9 protein-coding genes are annotated in these 12,084 nt (G+C 69.3%); 6 read left to right on the top strand and 3 right to left on the bottom strand.

The features are described from left to right. The first annotated feature begins 19 nt into the window (after positions 1–19). From ACODT5_RS01335 to ACODT5_RS01350, 4 genes are read left to right on the top strand one after another with little or no spacing between them, the layout of a single operon-like run. Positions 20–385 carry a TadE/TadG family type IV pilus assembly protein gene (locus ACODT5_RS01335; protein WP_422517292.1) on the top strand — a complete coding sequence of 122 codons (366 nt, stop codon included), beginning with the start codon at positions 20–22 and terminating at the stop codon, positions 383–385. After that, entirely contained in the window at positions 385–816 is a 432-nt protein-coding gene (locus ACODT5_RS01340) for a TadE/TadG family type IV pilus assembly protein (protein ID WP_422517346.1), read from the top strand. Before ACODT5_RS01335 ends, ACODT5_RS01340 begins: the two co-directional genes overlap by 1 nt. After that, a complete protein-coding gene (locus ACODT5_RS01345) occupies positions 813–1,265 on the top strand; it encodes a pilus assembly protein TadG-related protein (protein ID WP_422517293.1) in 453 nt (150 codons plus the stop codon). The genes ACODT5_RS01340 and ACODT5_RS01345 overlap by 4 nt, the downstream gene beginning before the upstream one ends. An 8-nt stretch (positions 1,266–1,273) precedes the next feature. After that, complete coding sequence (locus ACODT5_RS01350) at positions 1,274–4,960, top strand: LysM peptidoglycan-binding domain-containing protein (protein WP_422517294.1); 3,687 nt, start codon at positions 1,274–1,276, stop codon at positions 4,958–4,960. A gap of 542 nt (positions 4,961–5,502) precedes the next feature. Here ACODT5_RS01350 and ACODT5_RS01355 read toward each other — a convergent pair. Next, positions 5,503–5,856: a hypothetical protein gene (locus ACODT5_RS01355; protein ID WP_422517295.1), complete on the bottom strand. Its 354-nt coding sequence runs from the start codon at positions 5,854–5,856 to the stop codon at positions 5,503–5,505. A 56-nt stretch (positions 5,857–5,912) separates the two neighbouring features. After that, positions 5,913–6,590 (bottom strand): hypothetical protein, encoded by a 678-nt coding sequence (locus ACODT5_RS01360; protein WP_422517296.1) that lies wholly within the window; start codon positions 6,588–6,590, stop codon positions 5,913–5,915. A gap of 513 nt (positions 6,591–7,103) precedes the next feature. On the opposite strand from ACODT5_RS01360, the gene ACODT5_RS01365 reads away from it, so the two are divergent. Both ACODT5_RS01365 and ACODT5_RS01370 read left to right on the top strand, forming a co-directional pair. Further along, positions 7,104–8,738, top strand: a complete 1,635-nt coding sequence (locus tag ACODT5_RS01365) for a hypothetical protein (RefSeq protein WP_422517297.1) — start codon at positions 7,104–7,106, stop codon at positions 8,736–8,738. 55 nt (positions 8,739–8,793) lie between these two features. Beyond that, on the top strand, positions 8,794–9,360 hold the full coding sequence (locus tag ACODT5_RS01370) for a hypothetical protein (RefSeq protein WP_422517298.1): 567 nt from the start codon (positions 8,794–8,796) through the stop codon (positions 9,358–9,360). A 956-nt stretch (positions 9,361–10,316) separates the two neighbouring features. On the opposite strand, the gene ACODT5_RS01375 is transcribed toward ACODT5_RS01370, so the two are convergent. After that, on the bottom strand, positions 10,317–11,678 hold the full coding sequence (locus ACODT5_RS01375; protein WP_422517299.1) for a DUF2637 domain-containing protein: 1,362 nt from the start codon (positions 11,676–11,678) through the stop codon (positions 10,317–10,319). Positions 11,679–12,084 lie beyond the last annotated feature (406 nt).

The following is a 12,084-nucleotide window of genomic DNA, read 5'->3' on the forward strand; positions in this document are numbered from 1 at the left end:
ACGCCGACTGGGAAGACATTTGCGCGACGACAAGGGCGACGCGTCGCTGGAGATGCTGATGTGCTTCCCCGCCGCCCTCCTGCTTGTCTTCCTGGTGGTGGACACCTGCAACATCTACTTCGCCAAGACCGCGGCGACCACCGCGGCCCGTGAGGCGGTCGCGGGCGCCCGCGGCTACGGCAGCACCTCGGGTCAGGGCATCGCGCGTGCCGACGCGGTCTTCCGTCGCGTCGGCGACACCCTGCTCACTCCCCAAGTGAGCGCCAACAGCAGCGCCGAACGAATCGAGTTCACCGTGACCGGCCGAGCTCAGTCCGCTCTCGGCCTGACCATTACCGTGACCGGGCGGGCCAGCGGACCGGTCGAGAGGTGGTCCAACCCGTGATGCCGCCCACGCGCCGGAACCCGGACGACGACGAGGGCCGTATCGCCGTCGAGTTCGTCCTGTGGGTGCCGGCCGTCCTGCTGTTCTTCGCACTGGCCATGGTCGCCGGCCGCATCGTCACCGCGAGCAACGCAGTCGACGCCGCGGCCGCCGACGCCGCCCGCGAAGCATCCCTCGCGCGCACCGCCGGCGAAGCCCACCCGCGTGCCACCGCCGCGGCGCAGGCGGCATTCGCCGACAGCAGGCTGCACTGCTCCACCACGTCCGTGACCGTGGACACCTCCGGCTTCTCCGCACCCCTGGGCCAGTACGGGGCGGTGACCGCCCGCGTCCGGTGCACCGTCGCGCTCGCCGACCTCGGCCCTGGATTTGGATCGAAAACCGTGGAGTCGGCCTTCACTTCGGTGATCGACAGGTACCGCCAGCGATGACCCCAATGCCGCGCCTTCGCACGCTCCTCGACCCGCAGGACGACCGCGGGTCGATGTCCCTGTGGTGGATCCTCATGGTGATCCCCTTGCTGATCATGCTCGGGCTCGCCTACGACCTCGGCGGCAAGCTCCGAGACCTAGAGCACGCCGACGCGCTCGCCGCCGAGGCAGCCCGGGCCGGCGCGCAGGCCATCGATCCGTCCCAGGCCGTACCCGGCGACGCCGTCGCCCTCCATCCGGCCAAGGCCACAGCAGAGGCACGTTCCTATCTCGCCGCCGCCGGGGTGGAAGGAACCGTCACGGTCGACGGCAACGGAACCACCATCACCGTCTCCGTCACCACCCGACGCCCGACCGTCTTCCTGCAGATCATCGGCCAGCCCTCGCTGAACGTCGAAGGCCACGCCTCCGCCGAGTTGCTCCACGGCGTCGGCGCTCCCGAGGAGTGAAACCCGCCATGACACCCCGCCGCTCCCGCCACCGGGCCGTCAACCTGATCCGCGGCCTGGCCAGCCTCCTGCTCCTGGTCGCTCTGCTAGCAGCGATGCCTGCCCTGCTCTGGTTCCTCACCGGCGTGCTGCTGCCCCATGGCGTCTCGGTGGACGAGATCACCTCGCTGCTGACCGGCCGAAACCTCGGCGCACCGTTTTTTGCAGTCGTCATGGCCGGCGGCTGGATCGGCTGGGCCGTTTTTGCCGTGTGCACCGTGCTGGAGATACCCGCCCAGCTGCGCGGCCGGCCGAGTATGTCCATGCCGTCGATGGGCGTCCAGCGCCTGGCGGCAACCCTCGTTGGGGGTGTCCTGCTCCTGCTGCCCGCCGGTACCGCCATGGCTGCCCCGGCGCCCGCCGCCCCCGCGGCCGCCCCCACCACCCTCTCCGCCCCCGCAGTTCCGCAGGCCGCCGTCAGCGCACCCCGCTCTGCGTCGACCACCGCCACCAGCTACACCGTTCAGCCCCGCGACAGCCTCAGCAAGATCGCGCAGCAGGAACTCGGTGACGCGGCACGCTGGACAGAGATCGCCCAGGCCAACCACGGGCGGACCATGACCGATGGCACGACGTTCTCCGCCCGTGGAGTCCTTCGGCCCGGCTGGAAGCTGTTCATGCCCACGGACTGGAAGCAGCAGGACCAGGCCGCACCGGCGAGCCCCGCCGGCGTACACACAGTGCGCTCCGGTGAAAACCTGACGAGTATCGCCGAAGCCGAACTCGGAGACGCCTCCGCGGCAGACGACATCGCCCGCCTCAACCACGGCAAAAAGCAGGACGACGGCCGCATGCTCACCAACCCAGACATGATCTACCCCGGCTGGAAGCTGCTCCTGCCCAACCAAGCCGACCAGCCTGCCGCCGGCCAGCAACCCCCCGCAGACCCCATTCATCAGGAACAGCCCCCCGCCGCTCCTGCCCAGCAGCCCGACAGCCCCGACCACGGTGGCGCCGGCTCCGACACCCACCCGGACCCCATGCCACCTGCCTCCACGCCGTCCGCGCCCGCCACATCCACGCCCGACCGGTCCCCCGTGAGCCCCGATCAGCACACCCCCGCAGCCGACGTCGACGACGACACATCGAACGTTGCCGTCACCGCCGCCGCATTCACCAGCCTCTTCGCAGCCGCCGTCCTCGCCGTGATCGCCGCACGCCGCGCCCACCAGCAGCGCCGCCGCCACCACAAGCGGCGCATCCCCATGCCCACCGAGAACACAGCCAGCGCCGACCTGGAACAGGAGATGCGCAGCACCGCCTCCACCGAAAGCCTCGGCCTCCTCCACCGGGCCCTGCGCGCAATGGCAGCCAACTGCGCCCGCGCCGGCCGGCCTCTCCCCGAGATCGAAGCGGCCCGCCTGGATCCACGCGGCCTCGAAATCCACCTGTCCGCTCCGTCACCGGCCATAGCCCCCTTCACCGCAAGCGACTCCGACCCCGCGGTCTGGTGGTGCCCCAGCCGCGGCGCGGCACTCCTGGCCTCCGACGAGGCCCGCGACACCAACGCCCCCTACCCCGCCCTGGTCAGCATCGGGGAGACACCCGCTGGCGATCCCGTCCTGATCAATCTGGAAGCCATCAACCTGTTCCAGCTGGACGGCAGCCCGCAGGACGTGACCGCGGTCATGCTCGGCATGGCGGTAGAGCTCGCCTCCTCCGCGCTCACCGACGACACCACCCTGCACCTGTCCGGGTTCGGCGCCGAACTCGAAGGGGTCTTCCCCGGCCGCGTCCAGCACCATTCACAGCTCGGCTCCGCACTGGACGAGCTGCGTGCACACGACGCCCTCCAACGCGGGGCCCTGGCCGCGGCCGACGCCGACAGCCTGCTATCCGCCCGCCTGAACACCGACGGCGGCGACACCTGGACCCCCCAGATCCTCATGTGCCCGACCGCGCCGGCCCATCAGCACGCCAGTGACCTGTCCGACCTGCTGTCCTCCCGGCCACGGACCGCCCTCGCCGTGATCACCGCCGCCGACGACGAAGCCCTGCAACTTCCAGGCAGCTGGGTGGTGCCCGCCGCACCCGGTACCGAAGTCGAACTCCCGGGCCTGGACCTCACCGTCATCCTGCAGCGCCTGGAGGATCAGGCATACGCTCCCCTGCTGGATCTTCTGTCGACAGCCAACCGCACCGACGATCTGCCCGCCCCGCCCTGGACGACGGATCCCGACACCGGATCCCTCCTCGACGACGGATCAGCACTCGCCCCTCAGACAGCCGCAGACCGGCCGGCTCCCGGAGTGCAGGTCCACGTCGCCACACGATCAGCGAGCCACTCCGCCGGGGCCCTCCCCGACTTCAGCGCCCTCGCCCCCGCCACCACCGGGGCCACGCCCCACCGCGAGGAAACCGAACCAGAGCCGGAACCCGACACCAGCCCGCCATCGGCAGGGCCGGCCGACGGCTCGGCGGACGGACCCGACTTCTCGACGGCCCCGTCGGTGGGACTGGACAAGCCCGCCGTCGGAGCCGGGCCTGCTGCCGCAGCGCACACGCCCAACGGACCCGACGGCCCGGAGCCATGGCCCGATGACGGGGCCAGTGCCCTGAGCCCGGCCGTGAGTAGCACCCGCGACGACACCGATAGGGGATCCGCGGCCGACTTCGACAACGTCTTCGCGGAGGTCCTCGGCGAGAGGGGCTGCTCCCCCTTCGACGTACCCGACGACGCCGGTGCCGACGAGACCTCCATCCCGGCCGCCATGCAGAGCGACACTCACGTTCCTGGTGGCGGCGACACCACGGCCGCCAGCGCTGTGTCCTCACCGGTATCCAGCCCGGCGGCACCGATGCCGCCGCTGGCCCGGGTCACCGCCGTTACCTCCAGCATCCTCGCAGCGCTGAACACACCACCCGACCCGCCCGCCGCCCCGCAGATCCGCGTTCTGGGCCCGGTCGACGTTGCCGGCGCCCTGGGCCGTGTGGAATCCAACCGCCGCCGCACCCTCACCGAGATCGCAGCCTGGATGGTCCTGCACCCCGGTCACAACCGGCACGAGCTCGACGAGGCGATCTGGCCCGGCCAGCGCGTCTACGCCGGCACCCGTAACACGGCCATCAGCAAGCTGCGGACCTGGATTGGACGAGACCCACGTCTGCCCGCCGACGCCCCCGACGGCTCCTACCTGCCACCCATCCACGACGGTGTGTACGCCTTCGGGGAGGATGTCACCGCCGACTGGCACCAGTTCAAGGACCTCTACCTCAAGGGAATGCACCACGAAAGCGACGCCGCCGACACGGCACTCGCCCACGCCCTCGCCCTGGTCCGTGGCCGCCCCTTCGCCGACATCGACCAGAGCCGCTACGTCTGGGCCGAGCACGACATCCAGGAGATGATCTCCGCCACTGTGGACGTCGCCCACGAACTCGCCGTACGCCGGATGTCCGTACGCGACTTCCGGGCCGCGGCTAGCGCGGCCGCCATCGGACTCACGTGCGACATCCAGGCCGAGCTGCTGTACCGCGACCTTCTCCAGATCTACAGCGAGACCGGCGACCGAGCCGGACTCGAGCGCACCGCCCACCAGCTCAACCGCATCTCCACCGAGACAGGGCTCGACAGCTCACCCGAGACCGTAGCGATCCTCAATGCGCTTCTGGCAGCCACCTCGCCCGAAGCCGCTGTAGGTTCCGCGGATTCGTGAGCACTGTCGGCGGATCATGAGCACTGTCCGAGCAATTCCGCGGTTCGGTGAGCAACGGATCCCGCGACCTGCGGTTTCTCCGAAGCATCCGCCCGCGAAGTCCGCACTGGCCGGGCCGGATTGCTCATGATCCGCCGCCGGACCCTGCAGCCAGCACTGCTCACAACCGCCGACACCGCAGGTCAGGAGTTCGCGGCTGCTCACGAATCCGCGAACCCTACAGCCGCGAGTGCGTGATGACCGACCACTCCAACGCCCGCAGGAGAACCGCCTGGCCCAAGCAGGCCCTCTCCCCGAGGCATCCGGATCTCCAGGTTCTTTGGAGTTCCGTCATACCCTGCCCCCAAAGGAAAGGGTGACCATGCCTCGAAACTTCCCAGCCACGACCGGTGTTGCGCCGGCACGCCCCACAGTCGTCAGGCCACCCTTCGTCATAGTGGTCGACGAAGCCGCCCTGGTTGCACAGCGGATCCACGACCAGGGCGGCGAACTCGTGCGCCTAATGATGGAACCCAGGACCCCGCACTGGAAGTGGAACACGGTCACCTCACCGGGATCCGGACGCCGATAGCCACAGCCGCCCGCCGGCACCCCGCGTGGACCGCGACCAGTTCGGCGCGTATATCTGCACCGTTCTCGTCGACGGCCGCCGCAGCGTGGTCAGCTGCCTCGCGTAGCTCCTGGAGGGCGGTATCGGCGTCGCCGGGCAGACCGGTGCAGGCTGCGGCCCCCGCGACGGCGTCGAGGAGCAGCGCGACGTCGCAAGGATCGTGTTGCCGGCTTCGTACGTACACACCGAGCAGCCTGGGCACCCAGGCTGTCAGCTGGGCCCGGATGTCTTCGCAGAGCCGGACCACACCGTCGGCAGGCACCGCCCGGAAGCTGGTCTCGTCCATACCCACATGGTCCCCGCCACCACCGACAATCCCTCGGCGAAGGTGAATGGGCCGCTCTAGGTAGCCGGGGTCCTGTAGAGGATGCGAGGGGCGCCAGGCCAGGGGACGAAGCCGCGTCGCTCGTAGGCCCGCCGAACCCTCTGGTTCATGGGAACGGCCACCAAGCCGATCTGGTGGGCGTCTACATAGGCGAGGGCGGCTAGGACCAGCCGACCGGCGGACATCGGATCCTCCTCGTCGACGACGAAGGTGGCAGCCTCCCACCACCTACTCCCGTCGGCTCTCAGGGCACGCAACGCCTTCGCCGTCGGCATTGCCGAGCGGGCGGACCAGAGCATCCTGAGCATCTCAGCAACCAGTACAGCCACCGGAGCGAGCAGTACCGGGTAGAGGAGCCACGCCGGCATCGGACCGAATACGAGCACGGCCACGGCCGCTGGCAAGACCATCACCACGGAGGCAAGCACCACTGAGAGAGCTCCGACACCCACTACCGCGAGCCTGCGAGGCCACGCCGTCCGGGGGCCGCTGACGGTGAGGGTGGCGGTCCGGTGGGCGAGGACCCGACCATCGGCACGGATCACAGACAGGGCCAGCAGCCACAAGCCCCACGCCGCGGGCCGGGTGAACCAGTGCAGGGCCGGAGGCCCCAACAGGCGGTGTGCGAGCGCAGCTCGGCGCGGCAGCGTCTGCCAAGGCGCGCGAAGCTCCGTGGGCAGCCTGGTCGTGGGCATGGCATCCCTTCGTTTCCGGCAGGGGAAACCCATTCTTGTACAGCGCGACCCCTGCGTCCGGGCCCAGAGTGACCCCTCCGGCATCCGGCGGGTAACCACAGGCGGCCCTGGCTGACCGGTCTTCGAACCGAACGACGGCGAGGGATGTCCGTCCGTCTGAAACGCTGCGGAACCCTCAAGGGCGGTCAACCCGGAGGGGCCTGGCTGAACCGGCCCGGCACGTGGTGGCTACCGCGCTCCGCTTGTGATGAGGACCCGTGCGCCTCCATCGGCCGCGGACGGGCTCTGATGGCGGGACCGTTCAGCCGCCAGCCGGGAAGCTCGAAAGCCGCAAGGCCAACGTAGGCCGTTGATGAGGAGCGGGGCGACCTCAGGCCGTGGCGGGCATGTTCGCGACGGGCCACTCGTCTTCGGCGAGGGGCCCCGCCCACGCCATCGCAAGTTTGATAGAACCCGGCGCACACGGCCAGAAAACCTGTCAGGATCAACCCAACACCTTTTTAGGGAGGCGTCATGACAGTGCGTTCGCTGACTGAGTTGACCGCTGAGGAGCTCTCGGCGTGGGAGCAGCCCGAGTGGCGGGACATCAATCTCCAGTACTGGGCTGAGATCAAATACGTCGGCAGCCGCCTGCCGTTCGACCTGGACCTGCCCACGGGCAGCGTCACGGCCCCTGGGGTGCTGCCCAAGCGCCCGATCACGGTCTACGTGGACAACGTGGAAGGGTGGCTGTGGGTCGCCGTCGAACGGGCAGCGCCTTACTGGCACCCCGGGGACCATCGGCGGGATTGGGTGCGTCAAGAGGACATCGTGCCCCCGTGGGTGCTCGGCAAGTACGCCAAGTACCCCCTCACCGACCATCCCAACAAGCAGATGCCCTTTCTCGTCAGGCGTCCGCTGGCCGCCGGCGAGGCGGCCGTCTACCTGGACGAGATCATGCCCCCGGCGAGTGCCTACCCAGTGGCCGAGGAGCTGGCCACCCTCCTGCGCGCCGGAGGGTGGAGGCCCAAAGACCTCGACCGCCTGTGGTGGACGCTGGATACGCCCGAGGACGCCGCGGCCCTCGCGGCCCGGCCGCCCAGGTGGTGGCGCGTGAACCGCTGGCCCATGCTGCTCAGCAAGGCCCCGATTATCCAGGTCATGGCCCGACCGGCCACCCGCGACCTCGCCGTCCTCCTGGACCACGACGTGCGCGGCGACGTGGTGAGTGCGTACCGGGACCGCGGCCGGTACGACGTCGCCCAGCTCCTCGCACTGCGGCCGCCGGCGATCCCCGACGACGCCGCCCGAATCGAGTTCACCAACCACAACCACCACTCGTGGTTCGCCTACACCGCCGAGGCCGCCCGGACCCACGCGGCCAAGCACCCGTCCGCGTGGCTCGATCCGGTGGTGATCGAAACCGGCGACATCACCCCCGTGCACGTCGACGGCAGCAGCCCCCTCGTGGTGTGGTCCGACGGCCGCCTCGACAAAGGCGAGCTACTGAACCTCGATGCACGCCTGTTCGGCCACAAGCGGCCACCCGCGCTCAATCGCCTGGAGGCCGTCAAGCACCTGCTCCCCGAAATCCTGCTCGCCACCAACCGGGCCGCCCTCGACGCCACCGTGCTGCTGGCATGGCTGGACGCCGACCACAGCGAGAGCGACCGCGTGGAGGAACACAGCAGCCAGTACCCGATCGCCCGCGGCTCCACCGCGTTCCGCAGGGTGGTCCTGACCCGTCATGCCGTCCACCACGCAGAGCGTCAGGTCCCGTCGCTGTGGCAAATTGATCAGACGATCCTGCTGCAGTACCCCCACCAGAAGGCACCGGAGGAACACGAGTTCGTCTCCCACCATGCGTTCTACACCGACGAGGCCGAGGCCCGAGTCGCGCTGGAAGCCGCCAACGATGGCCTGCCGCCGGTCATGACCACCACCGACATGGCGCAGCTCTTCGAGACCACTGAGGCCGCACTCGGCCAGGCTCTGCGCCGGCACCGTGCCCAGTTCGACAGCCGTGAAGACTTCCCGCCCGACCTCGACCCCGGCTTCGTGGCCACCACCGGCCGGACTCGCTGGTACGAGCCCCGGGCCGTACGCGCATGGTGGGACGCACGCCCCGGGCACGGGCCCGGCCGCGGCCACACCCGGCGGACCCCCTGACCGTCACCCAGGCAGGCGCGCCAATTCACAACGCGATCCAGGAGGATCATTCCAAATGACAAATGAGTGGCGGGACGCCAAGAACGCGGTAGATAGGGCCCCTTTTCTCGCGATTATCCACTTCCTCGGCGATGACGATCTCGCGGTCCGCGCCGCCAAGTACCTTGCGGGCGCGGGCATCAAGACGATTCCCCAGCTGGCCAGGGCCTACCACAAGCCCGGCGCACGCAAGGCGAGCAGCCTCCTCGACATCGCGGGTATCGGACCTGGCGTTGTCGCCCGCATCGGCAAAGCCCTTGAGGACGCTGAGCGAAAGCCGATCGACAGCTTCGACCGGCCCAACGACGCGGCCGCCAGACGCGCGTTCGAGCGGATCACGGACCGGGCCACCGAGGCCTACGGCCTGGCCATCGGCGAGCAACCCAACGCGGACGTCAGAAACGCGATCAGCCAAGCCCTGCACGCGGTCGAAGCCAATTGGACGGCAGCCGTACTCCTGCGTGCCGCGCAAGACGTTGCCCTTCCCTTGTCCCGCGATCAGCGCAAGTACCTGTCGAAGAAGGCCTCAGAGATTGACCCGGAGATCGTACTGGGCCTGGCTGGAGCGGACGGAGGTCGGTGACTACCCCACCTCCGAGTAGAGCCACACCGTCCGATCAGTCTTAGTAGGGTGACGGAGGCTGAGTCTGGACGTCGTGAAGGAGATGCCACCGTGCGCCGCCATCCCCTGGCCGACCGAGTCGGCGACATTGACCCTGGCGCCCGATACACAGTCGCTGACCTCGCCGCACTGACGGGTCGCAGCTACGCCACGGTCGGCTCGTGGGCCGCCGGTGGTCACCTGGGCGCTGGATCGACGGAGCCGGTCGACGGCCACCACACCTTCGGCACCGCAGTGCAGCGGCGGGTATGGGGTGGCCTTGAGCTCCTGGCAGCCATCCGCGCACCTCGGCCACGTCAGAGCCATGACGGCGTCACCCGGTCCGCCACCTGGAAGAGGGGTTGCCGGGCTGGCGACGGATGCGAGTGCGCTCAGCACCACAACCAGGAAACTGCCCTGCCGCGCCGGGCCGCTGCCGCCGCGGCTTTCCCTGTCGAGGCACGCGCCCGGGTCCTTATGTGGATCGTCAAAGGGTGGACGGTGGAGCGGGCTGCCGTGAAGGCGGGCGTGACCGCCGGCCAGGTCCGCGGGTACGCCAGGGTGGACCCGGAGTTCCGCGACAACCTTGACGGGGCCCTGCGAGCCGGGCGGGACCCAGACCTGCCACACGGCTCCGAACACACGTACACCGTCCACAGGTGCCGCTGCCCGGAGTGCCGCGCAGCCAAGGCCACATCCCGCGACTCGAAGCGAAAGACCTGACAGTCGACTCGCAACACGTGCGTCTGGAGTCGGCCGAGCATGCCCTGATCGGCCAGGGCTGCAGCCTGAGCGTCACCGCCGAGACGGCGACGGGCTCCTTGTCGGCCCCAAGTTCACCAAGGTGGCCTGTCGTCGCTGTCCGGCCTGTGGCAGCGTCCGCCTGGCGCGTCCCGCGACCAACGCGTCGCGTACGTGCCACGCCGGTCCAGACGAACCTAGGCGGGCGCGGGTGTCAGCTGTTCGTGGATAGGGTGACCCGCTTCATCGCCGCGGGCCTCGATCGGACCGAATTTCCGCTCCAGCTCGACGTAGGCGGTGCGGCCCGATCCCACCCTCTTGTACCCAGCCCAGCGGGCGAGGTCCCTACGGGTCAGTTCGACCCCCGCCTCCTGATGAGCAAGGTAGATCCGCTCGGCCCGTGCCCTCTTACTCTCGCCCTCCGGAGGATCCCCCACATCGACGACCGGCAGGGAACCGACCTGGCCGTCGGCCTCGGGATCGAACTCCGCATTCTCATCAACGTCAGCATCTATACCTTCGCCGAGCACATCTCCGACAGCCGCGTCGGCAGCCGACGCGCCCACGACGACCTCGAGTTCCTCTTCCGCAACCACAGCCTCGCCTCCGGGCGGGCCCTCGGCAGGAGGGCAGAAGGCAGCCTCCGGATCACGTACGGCCATCGCCGAGGACCCGCCCGGCCCATGGGGGCGGAAAGGAGCACCGGAACTCGCCGGCGTCCTGACGGAGCTGGTCTCCAGGTGGGCCGAGAGCGCTCCGCGGGGCGGGCCCCCCTCGGAGCGAGGTGCGTGCAACACGAGCCCAGGTACCTCCAGGCGGGTGGACGTCGAGGTCGATGCCGGCTCCTCGGCAGGACGGACCGCGTAGCCGAGGCGGCTACGGCGCAGCGGCCGCAGCTCGTCGCGCCCCGCCCTGCGCCGCCAACGCCACCCATACGTGTCGCGTAGTTCTTGGCGGTACTCCAACTTCTCCTGGTACAGCTCCAGCGCCATCTCGTACGAAGAGATCGTGCTCGGCCAGAGCTTCCTGCTGCGCCAGATCAGCCACGTCGACCAGGGCGCAAGGACCCAACGTCCCAGTGAGAGTGCGTAGTCTTCCCGCCCCGCCTCGCGGGCCGTCGCGGCCTCTACGGCATGCCGGACAGCTTCGGTGATCGCGATGAAAAGCAGCGGAATCGTCGCATGCATGATCGAGGCGAGAGTGTCCGGGTACGCGGCCATCGCGTTGAACCCCACCGTGGCGATGGTCAGCAGCCACGCGATGCGCCTCAGCAGCGGGTACCGCAGGTCAATCCAGGTGAGGGCCAAGTCAAGACTCAGCATCACGACAATGCCGATATCAATGCCTAGCGGAAAGAAGGTGGAGAACCAGCCAAATCCCTTCTCTATAGCCAGATTGCGCACGGCCGCATAGGAGCCGATGAAACCGGTCAAGGCAATCAGGAGCGAGCCGAAGCCGATGAGCCCGAACACGACCCGCCGCCCGCGGGTCCAGACGACCTGGCGGCGCCCGGGTTGGCCGGCTGCCACGGACTTGTCGGGACCTGCGGTCGTCGTCATGGGCCCATACCCCCTTCGTCATACCGGTGCGCGCTGCGCCGTCACCCATAGAGGTGTTCTCGTGGCTGGCCGTGTGACATGCCGCCCATGGACAGTTCTGGTCGGCTACGCCGCTGTCTCTGAACGGTAGGAGCCCGAAGCCTCACGATCGACCGACTTCCGGCGCGGGGCGCACCCTGTGACCTGGTCGTTGTCTTCGGCAGCCACCCTGAAACAAGGTCGAGTTGGCCGCATGACTCGCTTAGGCTCGAAGGCCTCGCACTATGCCGGGGATGAACGACGACGCTGGGGCCGCCGTGATGATCGCGCTGACGACAACCGTCGCTCTGCTCGTCGGGCTGGTGGCCGGCACCGCCACGAGACCCCTGCTGTTCGCCTGGACCGTCCCGGTCGGCGCCCCGCCGCG

It is taken from the genome of Streptomyces tatrensis (assembly GCF_049310065.1).
Taxonomy (GTDB): Bacteria; Actinomycetota; Actinomycetes; order Streptomycetales; family Streptomycetaceae; genus Streptomyces.